Source organism: Enterobacter sp. Acro-832 (assembly GCF_011752745.1).
Taxonomy (GTDB): Bacteria; Pseudomonadota; Gammaproteobacteria; order Enterobacterales; family Enterobacteriaceae; genus Enterobacter; species Enterobacter quasiroggenkampii.
Genome location: NZ_VWWX01000002.1, coordinates 773,865 through 796,414, shown reverse-complemented (window position 1 = coordinate 796,414; position 22,550 = coordinate 773,865). Strand labels below are relative to the sequence as shown.

At 56.2% G+C, this 22,550-nt stretch carries 24 protein-coding genes and 2 tRNA genes; 13 read left to right on the top strand and 13 right to left on the bottom strand.

Going from position 1 to position 22,550, the window contains the following annotated elements; genetic code table 11:
- Position 1 precedes the first annotated feature (1 nt).
- A complete protein-coding gene (locus F3J31_RS10315; RefSeq protein ID WP_047348807.1) occupies positions 2 to 643 on the bottom strand; it encodes a riboflavin synthase in 642 nt (213 codons plus the stop codon).
- 225 nt (positions 644 to 868) lie between these two features.
- Here F3J31_RS10315 and mdtK point away from each other — a divergent pair, with 225 nt between their 5' ends.
- From mdtK to F3J31_RS10295, 4 genes are all read left to right on the top strand, one after another.
- Positions 869 to 2,242: an MdtK family multidrug efflux MATE transporter gene (gene mdtK / locus F3J31_RS10310; protein WP_048222752.1), complete on the top strand. Its 1,374-nt coding sequence runs from the start codon at positions 869 to 871 to the stop codon at positions 2,240 to 2,242.
- Between the two features lie 153 nt (positions 2,243 to 2,395).
- Positions 2,396 to 2,472 (top strand) — tRNA-Val (locus F3J31_RS10305).
- A 4-nt stretch (positions 2,473 to 2,476) separates the two neighbouring features.
- Positions 2,477 to 2,553: transfer RNA gene (locus F3J31_RS10300), tRNA-Val, on the top strand.
- A 119-nt stretch (positions 2,554 to 2,672) separates the two neighbouring features.
- Entirely contained in the window at positions 2,673 to 4,268 is a 1,596-nt protein-coding gene (locus F3J31_RS10295; RefSeq protein ID WP_167212908.1) for an FAD-NAD(P)-binding protein, read from the top strand.
- A 28-nt stretch (positions 4,269 to 4,296) separates the two neighbouring features.
- On the opposite strand, the gene F3J31_RS10290 is transcribed toward F3J31_RS10295, so the two are convergent.
- Positions 4,297 to 4,932 (bottom strand): carbonic anhydrase, encoded by a 636-nt coding sequence (locus tag F3J31_RS10290; RefSeq protein ID WP_047075163.1) that lies wholly within the window; start codon positions 4,930 to 4,932, stop codon positions 4,297 to 4,299.
- Positions 4,933 to 5,004: 72 nt separating this feature from the next.
- Positions 5,005 to 5,787: an MBL fold metallo-hydrolase gene (locus tag F3J31_RS10285; RefSeq protein ID WP_167212905.1), complete on the bottom strand. Its 783-nt coding sequence runs from the start codon at positions 5,785 to 5,787 to the stop codon at positions 5,005 to 5,007.
- A 125-nt stretch (positions 5,788 to 5,912) separates the two neighbouring features.
- Here F3J31_RS10285 and F3J31_RS10280 point away from each other — a divergent pair, with 125 nt between their 5' ends.
- Entirely contained in the window at positions 5,913 to 6,053 is a 141-nt protein-coding gene (locus tag F3J31_RS10280; RefSeq protein WP_003857665.1) for a hypothetical protein, read from the top strand.
- Between the two features lie 92 nt (positions 6,054 to 6,145).
- Here F3J31_RS10280 and F3J31_RS10275 read toward each other — a convergent pair whose 3' ends face one another.
- Positions 6,146 to 6,313, bottom strand: a complete 168-nt coding sequence (locus tag F3J31_RS10275) for a hypothetical protein (RefSeq protein ID WP_032666818.1) — start codon at positions 6,311 to 6,313, stop codon at positions 6,146 to 6,148.
- A gap of 246 nt (positions 6,314 to 6,559) precedes the next feature.
- On the opposite strand from F3J31_RS10275, the gene F3J31_RS10270 reads away from it, so the two are divergent.
- The 4 genes from F3J31_RS10270 to F3J31_RS10255 are packed head-to-tail and all read left to right on the top strand — an operon-like array spanning position 6,560 to position 9,654.
- Entirely contained in the window at positions 6,560 to 7,390 is an 831-nt protein-coding gene (locus tag F3J31_RS10270; protein WP_167213180.1) for an ABC transporter substrate-binding protein, read from the top strand.
- 2 nt (positions 7,391 to 7,392) lie between these two features.
- A complete protein-coding gene (locus F3J31_RS10265; protein ID WP_167212902.1) occupies positions 7,393 to 8,208 on the top strand; it encodes an amino acid ABC transporter ATP-binding protein in 816 nt (271 codons plus the stop codon).
- The gene (locus F3J31_RS10260) at positions 8,208 to 8,984 is read left to right on the top strand and encodes an amino acid ABC transporter permease (protein WP_167212899.1); all 777 of its coding nucleotides are present in this window, start codon (positions 8,208 to 8,210) and stop codon (positions 8,982 to 8,984) included. The genes F3J31_RS10265 and F3J31_RS10260 overlap by 1 nt, the downstream gene beginning before the upstream one ends.
- On the top strand, positions 8,968 to 9,654 hold the full coding sequence (locus F3J31_RS10255) for an amino acid ABC transporter permease (RefSeq protein ID WP_048030750.1): 687 nt from the start codon (positions 8,968 to 8,970) through the stop codon (positions 9,652 to 9,654). Before F3J31_RS10260 ends, F3J31_RS10255 begins: the two co-directional genes overlap by 17 nt.
- Here the strand turns inward: F3J31_RS10255 and fumD are convergent.
- The 4 genes from fumD to F3J31_RS10235 form a co-directional block, all read right to left on the bottom strand.
- Entirely contained in the window at positions 9,635 to 9,844 is a 210-nt protein-coding gene (gene fumD / locus F3J31_RS10250) for a fumarate hydratase FumD (protein ID WP_023343959.1), read from the bottom strand. The two genes, F3J31_RS10255 and fumD, sit on opposite strands and share 20 nt — an antisense overlap.
- Before the next feature lie 110 nt (positions 9,845 to 9,954).
- A complete protein-coding gene (locus tag F3J31_RS10245; protein ID WP_008500616.1) occupies positions 9,955 to 10,767 on the bottom strand; it encodes a MetQ/NlpA family ABC transporter substrate-binding protein in 813 nt (270 codons plus the stop codon).
- 23 nt (positions 10,768 to 10,790) lie between these two features.
- Positions 10,791 to 11,459 (bottom strand): methionine ABC transporter permease, encoded by a 669-nt coding sequence (locus tag F3J31_RS10240; RefSeq protein ID WP_008500617.1) that lies wholly within the window; start codon positions 11,457 to 11,459, stop codon positions 10,791 to 10,793.
- On the bottom strand, positions 11,452 to 12,474 hold the full coding sequence (locus F3J31_RS10235) for an ATP-binding cassette domain-containing protein (RefSeq protein WP_045910313.1): 1,023 nt from the start codon (positions 12,472 to 12,474) through the stop codon (positions 11,452 to 11,454). The genes F3J31_RS10240 and F3J31_RS10235 overlap by 8 nt, the downstream gene beginning before the upstream one ends.
- Positions 12,475 to 12,874: 400 nt before the next feature.
- Between F3J31_RS10235 and F3J31_RS10230 the strand changes: the two genes are divergently transcribed.
- The 4 genes from F3J31_RS10230 to lpp all read left to right on the top strand — a co-directional run bounded on the left by F3J31_RS10230 (position 12,875) and on the right by lpp (position 17,738).
- Complete coding sequence (locus F3J31_RS10230; protein ID WP_048222734.1) at positions 12,875 to 14,245, top strand: cystathionine beta-synthase; 1,371 nt, start codon at positions 12,875 to 12,877, stop codon at positions 14,243 to 14,245.
- An 11-nt stretch (positions 14,246 to 14,256) separates the two neighbouring features.
- Positions 14,257 to 15,402: a PLP-dependent aspartate aminotransferase family protein gene (locus F3J31_RS10225; protein ID WP_045910312.1), complete on the top strand. Its 1,146-nt coding sequence runs from the start codon at positions 14,257 to 14,259 to the stop codon at positions 15,400 to 15,402.
- A 377-nt stretch (positions 15,403 to 15,779) separates the two neighbouring features.
- A complete protein-coding gene (gene pykF, locus F3J31_RS10220; RefSeq protein WP_045284943.1) occupies positions 15,780 to 17,192 on the top strand; it encodes a pyruvate kinase PykF in 1,413 nt (470 codons plus the stop codon).
- A gap of 309 nt (positions 17,193 to 17,501) precedes the next feature.
- Positions 17,502 to 17,738 (top strand): murein lipoprotein Lpp, encoded by a 237-nt coding sequence (gene lpp / locus F3J31_RS10215; protein ID WP_010430241.1) that lies wholly within the window; start codon positions 17,502 to 17,504, stop codon positions 17,736 to 17,738.
- Positions 17,739 to 17,798: 60 nt separating this feature from the next.
- Here lpp and F3J31_RS10210 read toward each other — a convergent pair whose 3' ends face one another.
- The 5 genes from F3J31_RS10210 to sufC form a co-directional block, all read right to left on the bottom strand.
- Positions 17,799 to 18,812: a L,D-transpeptidase family protein gene (locus F3J31_RS10210; protein WP_167212896.1), complete on the bottom strand. Its 1,014-nt coding sequence runs from the start codon at positions 18,810 to 18,812 to the stop codon at positions 17,799 to 17,801.
- 97 nt (positions 18,813 to 18,909) lie between these two features.
- Positions 18,910 to 19,326 (bottom strand): cysteine desulfuration protein SufE, encoded by a 417-nt coding sequence (gene sufE, locus F3J31_RS10205; protein ID WP_039023841.1) that lies wholly within the window; start codon positions 19,324 to 19,326, stop codon positions 18,910 to 18,912.
- A 14-nt stretch (positions 19,327 to 19,340) separates the two neighbouring features.
- Positions 19,341 to 20,561 carry a cysteine desulfurase SufS gene (gene sufS, locus F3J31_RS10200; RefSeq protein WP_167212893.1) on the bottom strand — a complete coding sequence of 407 codons (1,221 nt, stop codon included), beginning with the start codon at positions 20,559 to 20,561 and terminating at the stop codon, positions 19,341 to 19,343.
- A complete protein-coding gene (gene sufD, locus F3J31_RS10195) occupies positions 20,558 to 21,829 on the bottom strand; it encodes a Fe-S cluster assembly protein SufD (RefSeq protein WP_167212890.1) in 1,272 nt (423 codons plus the stop codon). The genes sufS and sufD overlap by 4 nt, the downstream gene beginning before the upstream one ends.
- Positions 21,804 to 22,550: a Fe-S cluster assembly ATPase SufC gene (sufC, locus tag F3J31_RS10190; protein WP_048027583.1), complete on the bottom strand. Its 747-nt coding sequence runs from the start codon at positions 22,548 to 22,550 to the stop codon at positions 21,804 to 21,806. Before sufC ends, sufD begins: the two co-directional genes overlap by 26 nt.

The following is a 22,550-nucleotide window of genomic DNA, read 5'->3' as shown; positions in this document are numbered from 1 at the left end:
TTTATTCTTCTTCTACGGTCTTTATTATTGCGGCTTCTTTAGCTGCCAGCACGCGTTCAACCGTATCCACCACCGCCTGGGTTTGCGGATCGATTTCGATATTCACGCGATGCCCCAGTTTTTTGGCGCCCAGCGTGGTGCGCTGCAGCGTTTCAGGAATTAAATGCACGCAAAAACGCGTTGGCGTCACTTCTCCCACGGTCAGGCTAATCCCGTCAATGCCAATAAATCCTTTATAGAGGATGTATTTCATTAATGACGGGTCCTGCATTTTAAACCAGATTTGACGGTTATTTTCCGAGGTCACGATTTTCGCCACTTCGGCAGTGGTCATGATATGCCCCGACATCAGGTGACCGCCAATCTCATCGCTGAACTTCGCCGCGCGCTCAACGTTGACGGTATCGCCTACCACCAGCTCGCCCAGGTTAGTAATCCGCAGCGTCTCTTTCATTAAATCAAAGCTGATCTGGTTGCCGTTAATTTCGGTCACGGTCAGGCAGCAGCCGTTATGGGCAATCGAGGCGCCGGTTTCGATGCCCTCAAGCATATATTCCGGCAGCTCAACAACATGAGTACGGAAATTAGGTTTTTCATCAATGGACACCACTTTGGCAGTGCCCTGCACAATACCAGTAAACATGCTTACAACTCCTGTTTTTTCCGAACGGTGATGACACCGTTTAATCCCTCCACAATAACAGTTGGAAAAACAGGTTGCCAGCGGAGCGCATTTTCTGGCGATTTTTTCACTAGATAAATAGCTAAAGCCCGCTACAATAGCTGGCACCCCCCTGCATTTTCTTCTTGCTGCCCGTTTCGGCGGCTTTTTTAGTCTCTCAAATAACTACAAAATAAAGGTGTTCACGTGCAGAAGTACATGAATGAAGCGCGCCAGTTATTGGCACTGGCTATACCAGTGATCGTCGCGCAAGTGGCCCAGACCGCAATGGGATTTGTGGATACGGTAATGGCAGGTGGCTACAGCGCCACCGACATGGCGGCCGTGGCTATCGGCACGTCAATCTGGCTTCCGGCCATCCTGTTCGGTCACGGTCTGCTGCTCGCGCTCACGCCTGTTATCGCTCAGCTCAATGGCTCGGGCCGTCGCGAACGCATCGCCCATCAGGTTCGCCAGGGTTTCTGGCTGGCAGGGTTTGTCTCCGTGCTGATCATGGTGGTGCTCTGGAACGCGGGCCATATCATTCGCGCTATGCATAATATTGACCCGGCGCTGGCGGACAAAGCCGTGGGCTATCTGCGCGCGCTGCTCTGGGGCGCACCGGGCTACCTCTTTTTCCAGGTGGCGCGTAACCAGTGTGAAGGCCTGGCGAAAACCAAGCCCGGCATGGTGATGGGTTTTATCGGGCTGCTGGTCAACATCCCGGTTAACTATGTCTTTATTTACGGTCATTTCGGGATGCCGGAGCTGGGTGGCGTCGGCTGCGGCGTGGCAACGGCAGCCGTTTACTGGGTCATGTTCTTCTCGATGCTTACCTTCGTGAAGCGCGCCCGCTCCATGCGCGATATTCGTAACGAGAACAGATTCAGCACGCCGGACTGGAGCATCATGACGCGTCTGGTGCAGCTAGGGTTGCCGATTGCCCTTGCGCTGTTCTTTGAGGTGACCCTGTTTGCCGTGGTCGCCCTGCTGGTCTCCCCGCTGGGCATTGTGGACGTCGCCGGGCACCAGATTGCGCTCAACTTCAGCTCCCTGATGTTTGTCCTGCCGATGTCGCTGGCCGCGGCAGTGACGATCCGCGTGGGCTTCCGCCTGGGGCAAGGCTCGACGCTCGACGCGCAAACCGCCGCGCGCACCGGGCTGGGCGTCGGCGTCTGCATGGCCATTTGCACGGCGCTTTTTACCGTCGCGCTGCGCGAGCAAATTGCCCTGCTCTATAACGACAATCCGGAAGTCGTCGCGCTGGCATCGCACCTGATGCTGCTGGCCGCGATTTACCAGATTTCGGACTCTATTCAGGTGATTGGCAGCGGCGTGCTGCGCGGCTATAAAGACACGCGCTCCATTTTCTTTATCACCTTCATCGCCTACTGGGTGCTGGGTCTGCCGTGTGGGTATATTCTGGCCCTGACCGACCTGGTGGTGGACCGCATGGGACCGGCGGGGTTCTGGATGGGCTTTATCATCGGCCTGACGTCGGCGGCGATTATGATGATGATGCGCATGCGCTTCCTGCAGCGCCAGCCATCCACGATCATTTTGCAACGCGCTGCACGTTAAATACGCAGTAGCCGCCACCCGGCGGCTATTTTCTCTTCACTTTGCGCGGTAATACAGCAATCGCGTGAAATCAGAGAGAAAATTGCATTTTCCCTCTTGCCACCTCGGTGCTGTGCCGCTAATATTCGTCCCCGTTGTCACCGACAACACGTTGCGTTCATAGCTCAGTTGGTTAGAGCACCACCTTGACATGGTGGGGGTCGTTGGTTCGAGTCCAATTGAACGCACCATTCTGCGTCCGTAGCTCAGTTGGTTAGAGCACCACCTTGACATGGTGGGGGTCGGTGGTTCGAGTCCACTCGGACGCACCATTTCAGTCCTGAAATGGTGCAAATTCTCCTCTGATAGCCTGAATTTTCTTAATCCTTTATTTTCATCATTATTCTCCTGCTACGCTTTTCCTATGGAAAAAAACACAGGAAACGTGTCGATGAAGAAGATCGCGATTATCGGCTCCGGCCCCACAGGGATTTACACCTTTTATCACCTGCTTCAAAACAGCACGCCGCTCTCTGTTTCCGTTTTCGAACAGGCTGATGAAGCCGGCGTGGGCATGCCCTATAACGACGACGATAATTCCCGACTGATGCTGGCGAACATTGCGAGCATTGAAATCCCGCCCATTTTTATGACCTACCTCGACTGGCTTAAGGAACAGAGCGACGCCCATCTGGCACGCTTTAAGGTGGATAAAGCCAGCCTGCATGACCGACAGTTCCTGCCCAGGCTTCTGTTGGGAGAGTACTTTCGCGACAGTTTTCGTTCAATCGTAAAAGAGGCGAAAAAGCTGGGGTTCGAGGTTAAAGTCCATGAATCCGCGAAGGTCACCGACATCATCCCTTCGACAACCGGCGTGACGATTTCGGTCAACGACCGCACCTTACCGGATCAATTCGACCTGGCGGTTATTGCCACCGGCCACGTCTGGCCAGAGGAGGATGAAGCCACGCGCACGTTCTTCCCAAGCCCGTGGTCCGGTCTGATGGACGCCCGCATTCCCCCTTGCCGCGTGGGCATTATGGGCACCTCCTTGAGCGGTCTGGACGCCGCTATGGCGGTGGTGATGCAGCACGGTGCGTTTCGTGACGGTAAATTCATCCTCGACAAAAGCAGCGAAGGGTTACACATTACACTGATGTCCCGGACGGGCATTCTGCCGGAAGCCGATTTTTACTGCCCTATTCCTTACGAGCCGCTGTCGGTATTGACCGAATTCGTGGTGGAAAGCGAGATCGCCAAAGGACCGGATGGCCTGCTTGACCGCATTTTTGCCCTGATGGTCAAAGAGCTTCAGCTTGCCGATCCGGCGTGGTGCGAGAAGATGTCTCTGCATACGCTAAATGCGGACACTGTTCGTGAGGCCTGGTTTGAGGATCGTCAACGCCACGGCCCCTTTACCTGGGCGGAAGAGAATCTCAACGAGGTTGAACGCAACAAACGGGAACGCCGTACCGTGGCGTGGCGCTACACCGTGCTGCGGCTGCATGAGGTCGTTCAGGAGATCGTTCCCCATCTCAGCGAGCAGGACAGAAAACGCTTTAAGCAGGGGCTGGCTCGGGTATTTATCGACAACTATGCCGCCATTCCTCCGCAGTCTATCCGCAGGCTGCTCGCACTTCGCGAAGCCGGCATCATCAGCGTGGCCGCACTAGGTGACGACTACACGCTCGACGTTGGCAGCGATCGAACGGTAATAACCACACAAGAGACCGTATATCGTTTCGACGTATTTATTGACGCGCGCGGACAAAAGCCGCTCAAAACGAAAGATCTGCCCTTCCCGACGCTGCGAAAACAGCTGGAAGCGACCGGCGATGAGATACCCGATATCGGCGAGGATTACACCTTAAAAGCGCCTGACACCGTTCGCGGGCGCATCGCCTTCGGTGCGATACCGTGGCTGATGCACGATCGTCCCTTCGTTCAGGGGCTGGTGGAGTGTGCAGAGATTGCAGAGGCGATGGCGAAAGCGGCGGAAAAACCCGCGTCACGCGTGCGGCGGAGATTACCCTATTTTGAATACTGACAGGGCATCCGTGCCCTGCTGTTGCGGGTTACTCGAAGAAGACTTCCGGGTTTTCCGACAGCGAGACGAAGCTTTTCGTCGCTTTATCCAGCGCGAGGATTTCGCCGCTTTCAATGTCGTACACCCAGCCGTGCAGTCGGATGGAGTTATTACGCAGGCCCACCGCGACGGATGGATGGGTCTTGATGTTGCTCAGCTGCGCAAACACGTTTTCCTGCACCATCGCATTGACCTTATCGATCGGCTTATCCCAGCTTTTCTTTTCCACCACCGCTTTCGCCGCATCGGAATAGCGCAGCCAGTGCGATACAGCAGGCATCGGCTCCAGGTTCGCGTTATCGGCAATCGCCTTCATCGCGCCGCAGTTGGAGTGACCGCAAATCACGATATCCGTGACGCCCAGCGCCACGACGGCGTATTCGATGGTAGCGGACACACCGCCAGGCTCCGGTCCGAACGGCGGCACAATGTTGCCAGCATTACGAATGACAAAGAGTTGTCCTGGCTCTTGCTGGGTGACCAGTTCCGGGACCAGACGGCTGTCGGAGCATGAGATGAACAGCGCTTTGGGATTCTGGCTGGACGCTAAACTGCGGAAGAGTTCTTTACGTTGCGGGAAAATCTCTTTTTGAAAGCTGAGAAAACCTTCAATGATATGTTGCATAGCAATGTCTCTTTTATCTGTTTTAGTTTAGGTATGATCGAGATCACACTCGTAAAGTTTACCCATCGTGGTTTACTTCAGACAAGCAATATATTTCTGGCCCGACCGCTGCACAATTTCGTCCGCGTTAGCGAGGATGTTCTGCCCTTCGAACGCGCCGTACAGACGTTCAAACGTTCTGCCTTCCAGATGACTCACGACGGACGCCACGGTGCGGGCCGGCAGCGGAAGATAGTTCGGGTAGCTCCACATAAACGAGACGGCGTCTTTACCCGGCGTGACCTGCAGAATATCGCCCACCAGCAGCACCCCGTCCCCCTCCTGCCAGTGCAGCACCGTTCCCCCGGCAAAATGCCCGCCCAGACGCAGCAGGGTAACCGACGGGAAAATCTCCAGCGCATCGCCTTCCCAGAAATGAATGGCCGGACTGTCGCGCATCACCCACTCTCTGTCGCTGGCGTGCAGGTACACCGGCGCGTCAAACGCCGCAGCCCACTCCTGCATCGTGGTGTAATAGTGCGGATGTGAAATCGCAATCGCGCTGATGCCGCCAAGGGCGTTAATAAGCGTTTTGGTTGCCGGGTCAATGTTGGCGATGCAGTCCCAGAGGATATTGCCGTGCGGCGTTTGCAGAAGCAGTGCCCGCTGGTTGATAGCAAACGCCGGAACGGTTTTGATACCGAACAATCGCGGCTCCAGCTGCTGCCATTTGTTGCTGTGCGTCGCGTTGACGGTATCGAGATCGGTCCACGCCTGTCCCGTGATGGGCACATACTGGCGTTCATCCTCACAAATTGGGCATCTGTCCGGCTGCGTCTCGTAGGCGGTTCCACAGGTTTTACAGAGTGTAATCATGTGCTCTCCTCAGCGATAAAGCACTGAGTATGGCAGGGATTATCCTTATGTGCTGCGAGGTACATTGCTGGCTTTTTTTGCCCTATACTGTGCCAGTATCGAAAACTGAACAGAGCAGGTGCAACATGGAAATTGATCTCGATAACTTAGTGTTTAACGGTCTGGATGAAGCAGAAGAGCGTAATGCGGAACGTCTGGACGACGCGGATAAAAAAGCGCAGGCGATTGTCGCCGACGACGACTGCGGCGACGCCTGCAAGATCTAATAAAAAAGCACCGGGAAACCGGTGCTTTTTTATTTCACTCGTTAAACGTCACGCACACTTCGTTCCAGTACGTTTCACGCGTGCGGCGCAGTTCAGCGTGGCGTTTTATCATGGAACCACTCCGGGTCAATGTTGGCAACGTCTACGCCATACAGGCTGGCGACAGGCAGTATCGACTCAAGAACACGTTGCGCGCTGTTCTCCGCATTCGCTGGCCGGGCCGCAAAAAACCGCCGTAACGTGCTGATCCATTTTTTCATCGTCTTACCCTCTCTCGCCGTATCTGCCTTCAGTTAAGCACCCCAATCCCGTGCAGGGGAAATACCAAAATCCACTGTCGATGTGCAGGATCTGCAAATAGCACCCTCGCCCTTTTCACTCTTCATTAACACCTTGTTCACTAATGCTTTTTTGCTCATAGCAAAGAACGATTTCTTATTTGGCGATAGCTTTCCCTTATGGGAGCGTAACGGGGTAAAACAAAAACAACGGGATGGCGAATGACTATGGCAGCAAAAATGAAAGGGTTTAAAAAACGGACGCTGGTTCTGGGATTAGTGGCAGCCTGGGGCCTGTTTTCAGCGCAGGCGCAGGCCGATCAGCTGGCGGATATCAAGGCAGCAGGGGTGGTGAAAGTGGCCACGTTTGATGCCAACCCGCCGTTTGGCTCGATTGATGCCAAAACGCATGAGATCGTGGGTTACGACGTTGACTTCGCCAAAGCGCTGGCAAAATCGCTCGGCGTGAAGCTTGAACTGGTTGCCACCAATCCGGCCAACCGCATTCCGCTGCTGCAGTCCGGCAAAGCCGACCTGATCGTGGCGGATATTACTATCACCCCGGAACGCGCACAGGTCATTGATTTCTCGACGCCTTACTTCGTCACTGGCCAGCAGTTCCTGGTTCCGGCGAAATCACCGGACAAGCTCGATGACTATAGCCGGGCGCGCATTGGCGCAGTCAAAGGCACAACAGGCGAGCAGGCGCTGCACCAGCGTTTCCCGCAGTCCCGCGTCCTCTCATATGACGACATTCCCCTGGCGCTGACCGCACTACGCAACGGCAACGTACAGGCCATCACTCAGGACAGCACCATTCTGGCCGGTCTGCTGGCGCAGGCGCCGGACAAAGCCAACTTCAAAATCCTGCCCGATCTGCTCAGCAAAGAAGAGATCGGCGTGGGGGTGAAGAAAGGTGAAACGGCACTGCTGAAAGCCGTCAACGACGAGCTGGTGAATCTCGAGAAGACCGGTCAGGCGGCAAAAATCTATGATGTCTGGTTTGGTCCTGGCACCCCTGCTCCACAGCCTCGCGGCTTTAAAATAGAAGCCAGGTAATTATGCTCTCAGGTTTATTTTCACACTCCGCGGCCGGTGCCGCGGATTTTTCACATCTGGAACAGGCCAGCGTCGAGTTTCGTCATGTGGACAAACGCTACGGTGACCATCAGGTTTTGAACGACATTAACCTCACCATCACGCCCGGTGAAGTGGTTGCTATCCTCGGCCCGTCGGGTTCCGGTAAATCCACCCTGATTCGTCTTATCAACCAGCTTGAACCCCTGAGCGGCGGAGAGATCCTGGTCGACAACAAGCCTACCGGAAAGCTCTCCGGTAGCGGGCTGCGCCAGCTGCGAAGCCGCGTGGGGTTTGTATTCCAGCAGTTCAACCTTTATGCCCATCTCACCGCCAGCCAGAACATTACCCTGGCACTGGAGCACGTTCACGGCTGGAAGCCACAGCCAGCCCAGGCGCGCGCGCTGGCCCTGCTGGAGAAAGTCGGGATGCTGGAAAAGGCCCACCATTTCCCGGCAGAGCTATCCGGCGGACAGCAGCAGCGCGTGGCGATAGCCCGCGCCCTCGCCTCTTCACCGCAAATCATTCTTTTCGATGAACCCACCTCCGCGCTGGATCCGGAGATGATTGGTGAAGTGCTGTTCGTGATGAAAGCCCTCGCCCACAGCGGGATCACGATGATCGTAGTGACCCATGAGATGCAATTTGCCCGGGAAATCGCCGACCGGATTGTCTTTATCGACGGCGGGCAAATTCTGGAAACCGCGCCGCCAGCGCAGTTTTTCAACCAGCCAGCGCATCCGCGCGCGCAGCGTTTCCTGCAAAAGGTGCTGGACCCGCTGCATCAGGAGCATCTGTAATGCCCGCGCTCGACTGGCAGGGGGTACTGACCGGACAGCCTCTGCAGTGGATACTTTCCGGATTTCTCACCACCTTGTGGGTAACGCTGGCGGGGATCGCGCTGGCCAGCCTGCTCGCACTGCTCTTTATGCTCCTGCGCCTGTCCGGTGGACGCGTCGGGAAAGCGATCGTCAGCGGCTGGGTATCGCTGTTTCGCAATACGCCGCTGCTGGTGCAGCTGCTGTTCTGGTATTTTGCCGCCTGGAACGGGCTGCCGCAGGCGTTTCGCGACGTGGTCAACGCCGATTACAGCTGGTCCATTCTGCCCGGCGACGTCTGGTGGTTTACGCCCGAATTTTTATGCTCTGCCTGGGGGCTGGGCGTTTTTACCTCGGCGTTTTTAATCGAAGAAGTGGAAGCCGGGTTGCGTTCTGTGCCAATCGGGCAACGGGAGGCGGCGCTGGCCCAGGGATTCTCGGCATGGCGCGTATTTCGCTACATCCTGCTGCCGCAGGGGCTGGCTAACGCCTGGCAGCCCGTTGTGGGCCAGTATCTCAACCTGATGAAGCTCTCCTCGCTCGCCAGCGGGATTGGCTTCGCCGAGCTCACCTACCAGGTCAGGCAGATCGAAAGCTTTAACGCACACGCGCTGGAGGCATTTACCCTCGGTACTGCACTCTATCTGCTCACTGGTCTGGTCATGGGAATGGTGCTGGTCCGCCTTGGGCCGCAGGCGAAACGTAAACGCCCGATCGTCGCCACCACAGGGAGTGAAAAACATGATTGCCGGACTTAATGTCATCACCGATAACCTCGATTATCTGCTGTGGGGACGCGCGGCAGCCGGTGAACCGGGAGGCGTACTGCTTTCGTTAATGATGGCAGCAGGCGCTGCGGTTATCGCTCTGCCCGGAGGGATACTGCTCGCGTGCCTGGCCTGGCGCTTTACCGGGCTCGTGCGAAAAGTCCTCTTTTTATGGGCAGAGCTGATTCGCGGGATCCCGCTCATCTTCGTGATTTTCTGGATGTGGTATCTCCTGCCGCTCATGACCGGGGGCGATCTGCCCGGGGCGCTGACCGTCACGCTGGCGCTGGCCTGGTTTACAGCGGCCACCGTGATGCACTCGGTGCTGGCCGGGCTGAGCGCGCTGCCGACCGGGCAGTTCGAAGCCGCGCTGTCACAGGGATTCAGCACGCAGCAAACCCTGTGGCGCGTGCTGCTGCCGCAGGCGCTGAGGAATATTCTGCCGTCGCTGGTGGGGATTTTTATCAGCCTGCTGAAGGATACGTCGCTGGCGTTTATCGTGAACGTCCCGGAGCTGACCACGGTGGCGGGACAGGTCAACAACCGGGTGCAAATCTACCCGGCGGCCATTTTTATCTTTACGGGCGTGGTCTATTACCTGCTCTGCTGCTCGCTCGAGCAGCTTGCGAAACGCTGGCGCCTTACCCGGCCAGCGCTTTAACCACCGTTTCCATTGCCTCGGTTGTCAATGCACTGCGTTTCACGCGCTGGTTCGCCAGCGCGGTACGCAGTACCCCGGCAATGACAATATGCTTTGGCTCCTGCCCTAAATCACGCATCTCAAGCACGACCTTCCCGACCACCCGGCACATCTCCTGATACAGCGCTTCATCTTTGGTCACGTTACCCATCGTCATCACTCCATTGCCTGTTAAACGTTGAGCTTAAATGATTCTCCTGCCGGATACAAAAAAGAAGCCCGGCGAGGAACTCGCCGGGCTTCATCTGTAAAATCAGCTAATTAGTTGTTAACTGGAATGACCGCGCCTTTGTACTTGGTGCGGATCCAGTCCTGAATCTCTTTCGAGTGCAGCACGTTCACCAGCGCAACGATGTCTTTCTTCTTCTCGTCACCGCGATGCACGGTGATGATGTTGGCATACGGGTTGTTTTCACCGCTCTCAACCGCAATCGGGTCGTGAACCGGATCCAGACCGGCGTCAATCGCGTAGTTGGCGTTAATCACCACCGCATCGCCTTCGTTGTTGTTGTACATCTGCGGCAGCAGAGACGCTTCAACGTTAGGCGTGAACTTCAGCTTTTTCGGGTTCTCGACGATGTCGCTGATGCGCGCGGTCACTTTATCGATGCCCGGCTTCAGCTTGATCACGCCCTCTTTCTCGAAGATGGAAAGAATACGACCCTCTTCAGAAACCGCGTCACGCATGATGATCTTGCCACCTTCCGGCAGGTCTTTCAGCGACTTGTATTTTTTGGAGTAGATGCCGATTGGCTCAATGTGGATCGCGCCCGCACTGACAAAATCGTAGTCCTTATCGCCCGCATGATCTTTCAGCACGCTGTTCAGGTAAGGAATGTGCTGGAAATAGTTCGCATCGATGTCATGGCCCGCCAGCGCGGTGTTCGGCAGAATGTAGTCCTGGAACGGTTTAATCTCCAGGTCGATACCCTGCTTCGCCAGAATCGGCTTTGCCTGCTCCAGAATTTCCGCATGCGGCGTGTTGGATGCCCCCACGGTCAGGGTGTCGGCCCAGGAGGCGAAGCTCAGGGCGCTCAGGGTTGCAGCGGCGATCAGTGTCAGTGTCTTTTTCATGATGTGGTTCCTGTGTGTATTTATTAGCGTTTATCTAACAGTGAAGTAATGACATCGCCGCAGAACTGGATAATGAAAACGATGATCAGAATGGTCACCGTTGCCACCAGCGTGACGTCACCATGGTTGCGCTGGAATCCTTCCAGATAAGCCAGATTTCCCAAACCACCAGCGCCAATCACCCCCGCCATTGCGCTGTAGCTCACCAGCGCAATCAGCGTTACCGTAATACCCGATACCAGTGCAGGTGATGATTCCGGCAGTAAAACCCGAAACACGAGCGTGCTCAGTCGTGCGCCCATCGAGCGCGTCGCTTCAATCACGCCTTTATCCACTTCACGCAGGGCGATCTCCACCAGGCGTGCGTAGAACGGTGCGGCCCCCACAATCAGGGCCGGCAGCGCCGCGTTGGCGCCAAGAATGGTGCCGACAACGGTCTTGGTGAACGGGATCAGCAGCACAATCAAAATGATGAACGGAATCGAGCGGAACACGTTCACCACAATCGAAATGACGCTATACACCGTGCGGTTGTGGAACAATCCGCCGCGCGCGGTTAAAAACAGCGCCAGACCCAGCACGATGCCTAATACAAAGGTCGCCACGCCGGAAAGCGCGGTCATGTACAGCGTCTCCAGCGTCGCCGCCCAGAGCTGATCCCACTTGAGATGCGGAAAGAGATTCTCAGCCATGTTTAATCACCTCGCCTTCAATATCGCTGTGCTGCAGGTCGGCGAGGATATTGTTCAGTTGTTCATCAGATGCCACGACGTGCACCCAGAGTTGACCAAACACGCCGTGAGCGGTTTGGGTCATTTTTCCGTGCAGGATGTTAAACGGCAGGCCGTAGCGCAGCGTCAGTTCGCCCACAATCGGTTTGTGCGTGCTGTGCCCGGTAAAGGTCAGCCTGATGACCGTACCTTCCAGATCGTTTGCCAGTTCGGTATTGAAGGTTTCTTCTTCAGCGTACTGGCTCACCTGACGAACAAACTGCTGCGTAATCGGCTGCTGCGGATGGGTAAAGACGCTCAGCACGTCTCCCTCTTCCACCACTTTACCGTTCTCCATCACCGCCACGCGGTCGCAGATTTTGCGCACCACATGCATCTCGTGCGTGATCAGCACGATGGTCAGCTTGAACCGACGGTTAATATCCAGCAGCAGATCGAGGATCTGATCGGTGGTCTGCGGGTCAAGCGCGGAGGTGGCTTCATCGCAGAGCAGCACATCCGGGCGATTAGCCAGCGCACGCGCAATGCCCACGCGCTGCTTTTGCCCACCGCTCAGCTGTGACGGATAAGCATGCTCGCGACCTTTCAGGCCAACGAGTTCAATAAGCTCGGCCACGCGGGCCTTTATTTCGGCTTTTGGTACGCCAGCAATTTGCATCGAGAACGCAATATTCTCGCTGACCGTGCGCGACCACAGCAGATTGAAGTGCTGAAACACCATGCTGATCTTCAGACGCGCCTGGCGCAGCGCTTCACCTTTTGCGGCTGAAATGTTCTGCCCGTTGATGGTTACGCTGCCGCTGCTCGGTTTTTCCAGACCATTCAGCAGTCGGATAAGCGTACTTTTACCTGCGCCGCTGTAACCAATGATCCCGTATATCTGTCCCTGTGCTATCGTCAAATTGACATTATCAACGGCTGTGAGTGCCACCTTTCCGTTATCAAAAACCTTCGAAATATTGCTCAGTACAATCATTCTTATTCGTTATCCGTGCCGCCCGTGGCGGTTTAGCAGTATGGATGTCCAAACGATAGTAAACAGGCGTTATCAGCTTTTGAATGAACAAAAAAGAATGTGTTATAACTTTCGGCGATAAACAGCGGATTTACCGGGTGGGAAGCATTTAGACCAATTTCAGCAATGATTATCTGCCGGATGCATATCTGCTGGCGGACGGGCGCAAAAAACGGTCATTTTTGCAGCATTTTATCCCGATATAGCCATCCTCACATCCAGACAACTTTACGTCTTGCTGTCCTTCCATCCAGAAATGGCATTTATATTCCTTTCTGTTCTAAACGGCAGTGAATGGTTCTTTATTGAGAAAATTTCACCGCCCTATCATCCCGTCATGACATCCAGAAAGGAAAACATCATGACGATTTATCACTCCGTCACCGAACTGATTGGTCGTACCCCGCTGATCCAGCTGCATAAGCTTGATACCGGTCCCTGCTCGCTGTTCCTGAAGCTGGAAAACCAAAATCCGGGCGGGTCGATTAAGGATCGCGTTGCGCTGTCGATGATTAACGAAGCGGAACGTACCGGCCAGCTGCAGCCAGGCGGCACGATTATTGAGGCCACGGCGGGCAATACCGGTCTCGGCCTGGCCCTGATCGCCGCCCAGAAAGGCTACTCGCTGATCCTGGTGGTGCCGGACAAAATGAGCCGCGAGAAGATTTTCCACCTGCGCGCGCTGGGTGCCCAGGTGGTGCTGACCCGCTCCGACGTCAACAAGGGCCATCCTGCCTATTACCAGGATTACGCCCAGCGTCTGGCGAACGAACTGCCTGGCGCGTTTTACATCGACCAGTTCAACAACGAAGCCAACCCGCTGGCGCACCGCACCACCACGGCGCCGGAACTGTATGAGCAGCTTGACGGCAAAATCGACGCCATCGTGGTGGGCGTCGGCTCAGGCGGCACGCTGGGCGGCCTGCAGGCGTGGTTCGCCGAGCACTCTCCGCACACGGAGTTTGTCCTGGCTGACCCGGCTGGATCCGTTCTCGCCGACCAGGTGGAAACCGGACGCTACCACGACGCGGGCTCCTGGCTGGTTGAGGGAATTGGCGAAGACTTTATTCCTCCGCTGGCCCACATTGAAGGCGTCAATCGCGCCTGGCGCATCACCGACCGCGAGGCCTTCACCACCGCGCGCGAGCTGCTGAAAACGGAGGGCATTCTGGCGGGCTCCTCCAGCGGTACGCTGCTGGCGGCCGCGCTGAAGTATTGCCAGGCACAAGCCACGCCGAAGCGGGTGGTGACCTTCGCCTGCGACAGCGGCAATAAATATCTCTCGAAGATGTTCAACGACGACTGGATGCGACAGCAGGGGCTCATCACGCGTCCTCAGGCCGGCGATCTCTCCGACTACATCGCCTTGCGCCACGACGAAGGTGCGACCGTCACCGCCGCCCCGGACGACACGCTCTCCACCGTCCTGGCGCGCATGCGTCTGTATGACATCTCCCAGCTGCCGGTGCTGGAGAACGGCAAGGTGGTGGGCATTATCGACGAGTGGGATCTCCTGCGGCATATCGGCGGCGACGGCGATCGCTTCGCGCTGCCGGTGACGGCAGCCATGACGCGTCAGGTCGAATTCCTTGATAAACACGCGCCGGAAAGCGCCCTGAACGCCATCTTCGACCGCGGCCTGGTGGCCGTCATTAATGACAACGACCGTTTTCTCGGTCTGATTACGCGCAGCGACGTTCTGACCGCCTGGCGCAACCGTCTACAGCAATAAAGGAATCAATGATGAAAAATCTGGCCACCCTCAGCGTACACAGCGGCGAATTCAACGACCAGCACGGTGCCGTCATGCCGCCGATTTACGCCACCTCGACGTTTGCGCAACCCGCGCCCGGGGAGCATACCGGTTATGAGTACTCCCGCAGCGGCAACCCTACCCGCCATGCGCTGGAAACGGCGATTGCCGAACTGGAAGGCGGCACGCGCGGCTACGCTTTTGCCTCCGGTCTGGCGGCCATCTCCACGGTGCTCGAACTGCTGGATAAAGACAGCCATATTGTCGCCATTGATGACGTTTACGGTGGGACGTACCGCCTAATCGAAAATGTGCGCAAGCGCAGCACCGGGCTGCAGGTCAGTTGGGTTAAACCGGATGACCTGGCCGGGCTCGAGGCCGCCATTCGCCCACAGACGCGTATGGTGTGGGTCGAGACGCCGACCAACCCGCTGCTGAAGCTGGCCGATCTGGCGGCCATCGCGGCCATTGCCCGTCGGCATAACGTCATCAGCGTGGCGGATAACACCTTCGCGTCGCCGGTGATCCACCGTCCGCTGGAGTCTGGTTTCGATATCGTGGTGCACTCTGCCACCAAATACCTTAACGGCCACTCTGACGTGGTGGCCGGGCTGGCGATTGTCGGGGACAACAAGGAACTGGCGGACAAGCTGGGCTATCTGCAAAACGCGGTGGGCGGCGTTCTGGATCCGTTCAGCAGCTTCCTGACGCTGCGCGGTATTCGCACGCTTGCGCTGAGGGTCGAAAAGCACAGCACCAACGCGCTGGCGATTGCGCAATGGCTCGATCAGCATCCTCTGGTCGAAAAGGTATTCTATCCTGGCCTGGAATCACATCCGCAATACCAGCTTGCCCGCACGCAGATGGCGCTGCCCGGTGGCATGATTTCCGTCGTGGTAAAAGGCGATGCGCAACGCGCCACCGAGGTGATTCGCAACCTGAAGTTGTTCACCCTTGCGGAAAGTCTGGGCGGCGTGGAGAGTCTGGTAAGCCAGCCTTACAGTATGACGCACGCCTCGATTCCGCTGGAACAACGGCTGGCAAACGGCATTGTGCCGCAGCTGATCCGCCTGTCGGTGGGAATTGAAGATCCTAAAGACCTGATTGCGGACCTCAGCCAGGCGCTGCAAAAATAAGCAAACGGCGGCAGGTTACTCACCTGCCGCCATAAGTTGTCATCATGGCTTAACGCCTTGATAACAATATTATGTGAAACAGCATTGATTATTTCTGAAACACCGTTTCCATTTTCCTTTTATCTTAAAATCAGCGTATAATGCGCGCCAAATCCCTGGTGAATGGTTTCAGCGCTTGGAATACAAAAAACAACGTACAACTTCTCCTCTCCTTCGTTGGGCTGTCACTCAGGCACACTTTCTTCTGCACGCTCATTTGATGTCTCCTATCCTTAGTGCGTGTCATATACTCTTTTGCAACACAGGTTTGACTCCGCGGCGGTGCGCCCCCGGAGCGAGATTTCCATATCCTTCCCAACTTAAAGACTAAGACTGTCATGAAAAAGACGAAAATTGTTTGTACTATCGGCCCGAAAACCGAATCTGAAGAGATGCTGAGCAAAATGCTGGACGCCGGCATGAACGTGATGCGTCTGAACTTCTCCCACGGTGACTACGCAGAGCACGGCCAGCGCATCCAGAACTTGCGCAACGTGATGAGCAAGACCGGTAAAAAAGCGGCCATCCTGCTGGATACCAAAGGTCCAGAAATCCGTACCATCAAACTGGAAGGCGGTAACGACGTCTCTCTGAAAGCGGGCCAGACCTTCACCTTCACCACCGACAAATCCGTCGTCGGCAACAGCGAAATCGTTGCAGTGACCTACGAAGGCTTCACCAGCGATCTGTCCGTCGGTAACACCGTGCTGGTAGACGATGGCCTGATCGGTATGGAAGTCACCGCTATCGAAGGCAACAAAGTTATCTGTAAAGTGCTGAACAACGGCGACCTGGGCGAAAACAAAGGCGTTAACCTGCCGGGCGTCTCCATCGCGCTGCCAGCCCTGGCTGAAAAAGACAAACAGGACCTGATCTTCGGCTGCGAGCAAGGCGTTGACTTCGTCGCGGCCTCCTTCATCCGTAAGCGTTCCGACGTGGTTGAAATCCGTGAGCACCTGAAAGCGCACGGCGGCGAGAAGATCCAGATCATCTCCAAAATCGAAAACCAGGAAGGCCTGAACAACTTCGACGAAATCCTCGAAGCGTCTGACGGCATCATGGTTGCACGTGGCGACCTGGGCGTTGAAATCCCGGTTGAAGAAGTAATCTTCGCGCAGAAGATGATGATCGAGAAGTGTGTGCGCGCGCGTAAAGTGGTTATCACCGCAACGCAGATGCTGGACTCCATGATCAAAAACCCACGCCCAACCCGCGCTGAAGCTGGCGACGTGGCAAACGCCATCCTCGACGGTACTGATGCGGTTATGCTGTCCGGCGAATCCGCGAAAGGTAAATATCCGCTGGAAGCGGTCGGCATCATGGCGACCATCTGTGAACGTACTGACCGCGTGATGACCAGCCGTCTGGACTTCAATAACGACAGCCGCAAGCTGCGTATCACCGAAGCAGTATGCCGCGGTGCAGTAGAAACCGCTGAGAAACTGGAAGCCCCACTGATCGTGGTTGCCACTCAGGGCGGTAAATCTGCGCGCGCCGTGCGTAAATACTTCCCGGATGCGACCATCCTGGCCCTGACCACCAACGAAACCACCGCTCGTCAGTTGGTGCTGAGCAAAGGCGTCGTTGCGCATCTGGTTAAAGAGATCGCCTCTACTGACGATTTCTACATTCAGGGTAAAGCACTGGCTCTGGAAAGCGGTCTGGCACAGAAAGGTGACGTTGTGGTCATGGTTTCTGGCGCGCTGGTACCAAGCGGCACCACCAATACCGCATCTGTTCACGTGCTGTAATAATTCCCGAACGAATTAATTTGGATAAAAAGCGCCCGTCGGGCGCTTTTTTTATTCCTGGCATTAGCCAAAGTCATTCAAAATGCAAATCGGGTTTTTCTATTTAATTGCGAATTATCTAAGATGAATCCGATGATAAATGCCTTTTTTTCCTTAGATTTTTACCCGAAACCGGCTGATTCGATGCTTCTTTGAGCGAACGATCAAAAATAGGTGTATTCCCATCAAAAAAATATTCTCAACCCAAAAAACTTTGTGTAATACTTGTAACGCTACATGGAGATTAACTCAATCTAGAGGGTATTAATAATGAATCGTACTAAACTGGTACTGGGCGCGGTAATCCTGGGTTCTACTCTGCTGGCTGGTTGCTCCAGCAACGCTAAAATCGATCAGCTGTCTTCTGACGTTCAGACTCTGAACGCTAAAGTTGACCAGCTGAGCAACGACGTGAACGCAATCCGTTCCGACGTTCAGGCTGCTAAAGACGACGCAGCTCGCGCTAACCAGCGTCTGGACAACCAGGCTACTAAATACCGTAAGTAATAGTACCTGTTAATAAAATGGCGCACATTGTGCGCCATTTTTTTTGCCTGCGTCAAACGGCTACTGCGTCACCTTCTCCCCTTCATCTTCCGCTACCGCAGCAGATACCCGGCTGTTTTGCACCGACAACACGCTATTGCTGGCTGACGGGCCGCTACCGGCCGACACGATAACCGGGATCCCGGCGCGACGTGACAGGGCTTTATCAATTAGCGCCTTATCGCTTCCCGCCTGGGAAACAAAGGTCGCAAACTCGGCGGAATGGGTAATGGGCGAGACCTGTGGATTTTCCCCTTCTACCTGCGCCAGCGGACGGTGGACCTCAATATAGCGTTTACCATCCGGCTCAATGGAAAACTTCACGGGTTCATTAATAATCTGCACCCGCGTGCCCACCCGCACCTGTTCGAACAGGGCCTTAATGTCCGGGGCGTTCATCCGCATACAGCCAGAGCTGACCCGCAGGCCGACGCTGTCTGGCGCGCTGGTACCGTGGATAAGATATTCCCCATTCCCCACGCCTAAACGCAGCGCGAAGCGTCCCAGGGGGTTATTTGGCCCGGCAGGAACAACCGGAGGCAGTTTAATGCCCTGCTCCAGTGAGCGTGCTCTGATGCCAGGCGTGGGTGTCCAGGTCGGATTAGGGATTTTCTGACTTACCCGCGTGGTCGTCACCGGTGTTTCCAGCCCCAGCTGACCAATGCCCAGGGGGAAAACCTGAACAATGTTTTGCCCCGGCGGGAAGTAGTAGAGCCGAAGCTCAGCGAGATTTACCACTATTCCCTCGCGGGGCGTATCCGGCAACAGCATTTGCGACGGAATGGTTATCACCGTTCCCGGCGCAGGGTTTACCGGCGCAATGGTATTGTTGGTTTCCAGGATCACCTGCGCCGCCGTATTAAACCGACGGGCAATGGTCTGCAGCTTATTATCCCCTTCCTGTATCGTGTAGGTTTGATTTTGCCCAATCAGACGACTGCCTGCGGGCGGCAACGGATAGTCCATCGCACGGGCCGAATTAAGGGCACCGAGCGAACTGAGGAGTAATAGAGTAATGAGAGACGCGCGCTTCATGCTGAGATTCCTTATTCACTGACAGAACGCCAGAAAGCTGAAAAACCAGCGAGGCGGGAACCACCTCGCGAAACAGAATGAATGCAGTTCTGTAAGTCTAGCTAAGGATTGCAGCTTTGGCGCGGATGGCGCGAATCATCGCTTCCAGTCCCTGAGAACGGGACGGGGTGAGGTGTTGGGTTAAGGCCATTTTTTCAAACCACGGACGGACATCAAACGCCACAATATCCTGCGCCGACATCTGCTGGTAAAGGCTAAAGACGACGGCAATAAGCCCTTTTACAATGGCGGCATCGCTGTCGCCGCGCAATTCGATCGTGCCGTCATCAGACTGCGCCATCACGATCCACACCTGGCTCTGACAGCCCTGAATAGTGTTCTCTGCGCTGTGCGCCTCTTCACCGAGCGGTGGTAAGCGTTGTCCCAGTTCAATGATATAGAGATACTTCTCTTCCCAGTTTGCGCAACGCGAGAAGTTGCGCAGTAATTTATCTTTGTCCGGCAGCTCTGCCATCTTTCGCCTCTCCGTTAGCCCAGCAGCTGGTGAATGCGCTTAAGCCCCGCTACCAGCCTGTCGACCTCTTCCGTCGTGTTGTACATCACCAGCGATGCGCGGCACATTGCCGGTACCTGGTAAAACGCCATCAGCGGCATGGCGCAGTGGTGCCCGGTACGGACCGCAACGCCGTAGTTATCGAGAAAACTGCCCACGTCATAGGCATGGTGTTTCCCGAGATTAAACGCAATCACCCCTTGCCGATCGGCAGGCCCGTAGAGGGTCAAATCCGGCACGCTGGCAAGTTCCGCCAGCGCGTAGTGCATCAGCAGCTGTTCGTACTCCTGAATGGCGTCCAGGCCGATGGCAGAGACGTAAGAGACCGCCGCCCCCAGCCCGATAATCCCCCCGGTGTTGGGCGTGCCCGCCTCAAAACGCCACGGCGCGCGCGCGTAGGTCGTGCCTTCCGTCAGGCTGACGGTGGCGATCATCGACCCGCCCCCTTCCCACGGCGGCATCGCCTGCAGGATGTCTTCTTTCACATACAGCACGCCGATCCCGGTCGGCCCATAGAGCTTGTGGCCTGAAAAGACGTAGAAATCACAGTCCAGCGACTGGACGTCAACCGCGTGGTGCATCACCGCCTGGGCACCGTCAATCAGGACCTTTGTGCCCGCCTGATGAGCCTTTTCGACGATCTCTGCCACCGGGTTTTCTGTCCCCAGCACGTTGGAGACCTGGGTAACCGCCACCAGCCGCGTACGTTCATCCAGCAAGACGTCAAGCTGCTCAAGCTGAAGCGTCCCGTCCGCATTTAACGGGATCACCCGCAGCTGGGCGCCCACGCGCTCGCAGAGCATCTGCCACGGCACGATATTGGCGTGGTGTTCCATCTGGGTGATGATGATGTTATCGCCCGCGTGAACCTGAGCATTGCCCCAGCTGTTAGCGACGAGGTTAATCCCTTCGGTGGTCCCGCGAACAAAGACCAGTTCTTCCGGCGAGCGGGCGTTAAGGAAGGCGGCAAGCTGCGTGCGCACGTTTTCCATCCGCTGGGTCGCCTCGGCGCTCAGGGTATGAATACCGCGATGCACGGCAGCATAGCCGTGGCGATAGAACTCGGCTTCGGCATCCACCACCTGATTCGGCTTCTGCGCGCTGGCCGCGCTGTCCAGGTAGGCCAGCGGCAGACCGTTTACTTCACGGGTCAGAACCGGGAAATCTGCCCGTACTTTCTCGACGGGAAAACTCATGCTTCGCCTCCAGGCAGGCGCTGACCGATTCGATCCAGCACCTGCAGTTTTAACTGACCATCGTGCAGCGCTTCCGTCAGTTCGGCGGCAAACGCGTAGATAATCATTTTCTGCGCCGCCTGCTGGTCGATGCCGCGGGATCGCAGGTAGAACATCTGCTCGTCGTCGATTCGTCCTACCGTCGCACCGTGGCTGCATTTGACATCGTCCGCGTAGATTTCCAGCTGCGGTTTGGTGTCCACCTCCGCCAGTCGCCCTAACAGCAGATTGTTGTTGGTCATCTGCCCGTCGGTTTTAATGGCGTGCTGCGCCACGTTAATCAGGCCGTTAAACACCGCGCGCCCTTTATCACTGACGATGGTTTTGTGCAGCTGGCGGCTGTTGCAGTAGCCTTTGTTGTGCTCCAGCCACGTGCGCGTGTCACACACTTCCGATTTAACCGGCATCGCCAGGCTGTTGATGCGCAGCGTGGTGTTTTCCCCGTTAAGCTGCGTGCTGGTGTTGTGGCGCAGCACCGCCCCGCCGAGCAGGAAGCTGTGGCTGTACGCGGCGGCATCCTGGCCCAGGACAATGTCGTTATGGGCAAAATGGTGGCTCTGCGCATTCTCAAACGCCAGTTTGATGTGGTGTAGCTGGGCATTGGCCGCCACGTTCATCGTCAGACGCGACCCGGTAAAGTGACGCGTCTCATTGAGGCTGACGTAATGTTCGATGACCGTGGCCTCCGCGCCCTCCGCCAGCTCAAGATGGTGACGATAGTGCGCGGTATTGATTTCATCGCCGTTCAGACCCTGAGTGATATGCATCAGCAACAGCGGCTTTGTCGGACGCTGGTTACGCTTCACGGCGATATGCGTCACGCTGCGGGCCAGGCTCTCGGTCAGGTGCAGGAAAACCTCGGGCTGAACCGGGGCGCTCAGGCGCTGGCGATCGTCGTTTATCTCAATCTCAAAGCCGCTCTCCTGGACCGTGTCGCTCAGTTCCGGACGGAACTGGCCATCGACAAACACCAGGCGCACGGCATCGACACGCAAGGCCAGCGCGTCGCGCTGCGCTGGGGTGAGATCCGCCAGACGGGTAACAAACTCGGCGTTCAGCAGGCCATCGAGCGGGGTATATTTCCAGTTCTCATGCTTACGCGTCGGCAGGCCAAGACGCAGCATCTGCTGCAGATGCTGCTGCGCCTGCGCCGAGCGCGTGCCGCCCTGGGCTTCAAACAGCCGGTGCCACTGCTGGAGCGCATTACTGCTGTTCGGTAAGCCAGCCATAACCCTGCTCCTCCAGTTGTTTAACCAGCGTAAAATCACCGGATTTCACAATGCGCCCCTGGTAAAGCACGTGGACGTAATCCGGCTTGATGTAGTCCAGAATGCGCTGGTAGTGGGTGACGATAATAAACGAGCGATTGCCGTCGCGCAGGGCGTTTACGCCGTCAGCGACAATCTTCAGGGCGTCGATATCCAGACCGGAATCGGTCTCATCCAGAATGCACAGCTCGGGCTCGAGTACCGCCATCTGCAGAATGTCGTTACGCTTTTTCTCGCCGCCGGAAAAACCGACGTTCACCGAGCGGGTGAGCAGATCTTCCGGCATTTTCAGCAGCCTGATCTTCTCCTCCATCAGATCCTGGAAGTCGAAGCGGTCCAGCGCCTCCAGCCCACGGTATTTGCGCACCGCATTCAGCGCCGTCTGCAGGAAGAACTGGTTGCTGACGCCAGGAATTTCGACCGGGTACTGGAAAGCCATAAAAATGCCCTCTCCCGCACGATCTTCCGGCGACATCTCCAGCAGATCTTTGCCGTTAAACTCGACCGAGCCGTGGGTCACCTCATAATCTTCGCGCCCGGCCAGCGTCGCAGAAAGCGTACTTTTCCCGGAACCGTTCGGCCCCATGATGGCGTGGACTTCGCCCGGCTTAACGTCAAAATTGAGGCCACGCAGGATGGCTTTATCTTCTACGCTGACCTGTAAATCTTTAATGCTTAACAT

Bases quoted from the DNA above. Each gene is read 5' to 3' on its own strand.
- F3J31_RS10245 (WP_008500616.1), bottom strand. From the start codon at position 10,767: ATGAAAAAGACACTGACACTGATCGCCGCTGCAACCCTGAGCGCCCTG.
- F3J31_RS10290 (WP_047075163.1), bottom strand. From the start codon at position 4,932: ATGCAACATATCATTGAAGGTTTTCTCAGCTTTCAAAAAGAGATTTTC.
- F3J31_RS10260 (WP_167212899.1), top strand. From the start codon at position 8,208: ATGCCCGCGCTCGACTGGCAGGGGGTACTGACCGGACAGCCTCTGCAG.
- F3J31_RS10280 (WP_003857665.1), top strand. From the start codon at position 5,913: ATGGAAATTGATCTCGATAACTTAGTGTTTAACGGTCTGGATGAAGCA.
- F3J31_RS10225 (WP_045910312.1), top strand. From the start codon at position 14,257: ATGAAAAATCTGGCCACCCTCAGCGTACACAGCGGCGAATTCAACGAC.
- F3J31_RS10285 (WP_167212905.1), bottom strand. From the start codon at position 5,787: ATGATTACACTCTGTAAAACCTGTGGAACCGCCTACGAGACGCAGCCG.
- pykF (WP_045284943.1), top strand. From the start codon at position 15,780: ATGAAAAAGACGAAAATTGTTTGTACTATCGGCCCGAAAACCGAATCT.
- F3J31_RS10315 (WP_047348807.1), bottom strand. From the start codon at position 643: ATGTTTACTGGTATTGTGCAGGGCACTGCCAAAGTGGTGTCCATTGAT.
- F3J31_RS10210 (WP_167212896.1), bottom strand. From the start codon at position 18,812: ATGAAGCGCGCGTCTCTCATTACTCTATTACTCCTCAGTTCGCTCGGT.
- F3J31_RS10295 (WP_167212908.1), top strand. From the start codon at position 2,673: ATGAAGAAGATCGCGATTATCGGCTCCGGCCCCACAGGGATTTACACC.
- sufC (WP_048027583.1), bottom strand. From the start codon at position 22,550: ATGTTAAGCATTAAAGATTTACAGGTCAGCGTAGAAGATAAAGCCATC.
- sufE (WP_039023841.1), bottom strand. From the start codon at position 19,326: ATGGCAGAGCTGCCGGACAAAGATAAATTACTGCGCAACTTCTCGCGT.
- sufS (WP_167212893.1), bottom strand. From the start codon at position 20,561: ATGAGTTTTCCCGTCGAGAAAGTACGGGCAGATTTCCCGGTTCTGACC.
- F3J31_RS10270 (WP_167213180.1), top strand. From the start codon at position 6,560: ATGGCAGCAAAAATGAAAGGGTTTAAAAAACGGACGCTGGTTCTGGGA.
- fumD (WP_023343959.1), bottom strand. From the start codon at position 9,844: ATGGGTAACGTGACCAAAGATGAAGCGCTGTATCAGGAGATGTGCCGG.
- sufD (WP_167212890.1), bottom strand. From the start codon at position 21,829: ATGGCTGGCTTACCGAACAGCAGTAATGCGCTCCAGCAGTGGCACCGG.
- F3J31_RS10275 (WP_032666818.1), bottom strand. From the start codon at position 6,313: ATGAAAAAATGGATCAGCACGTTACGGCGGTTTTTTGCGGCCCGGCCA.
- F3J31_RS10255 (WP_048030750.1), top strand. From the start codon at position 8,968: ATGATTGCCGGACTTAATGTCATCACCGATAACCTCGATTATCTGCTG.
- F3J31_RS10230 (WP_048222734.1), top strand. From the start codon at position 12,875: ATGACGATTTATCACTCCGTCACCGAACTGATTGGTCGTACCCCGCTG.
- F3J31_RS10240 (WP_008500617.1), bottom strand. From the start codon at position 11,459: ATGGCTGAGAATCTCTTTCCGCATCTCAAGTGGGATCAGCTCTGGGCG.
- F3J31_RS10265 (WP_167212902.1), top strand. From the start codon at position 7,393: ATGCTCTCAGGTTTATTTTCACACTCCGCGGCCGGTGCCGCGGATTTT.
- lpp (WP_010430241.1), top strand. From the start codon at position 17,502: ATGAATCGTACTAAACTGGTACTGGGCGCGGTAATCCTGGGTTCTACT.
- F3J31_RS10235 (WP_045910313.1), bottom strand. From the start codon at position 12,474: ATGATTGTACTGAGCAATATTTCGAAGGTTTTTGATAACGGAAAGGTG.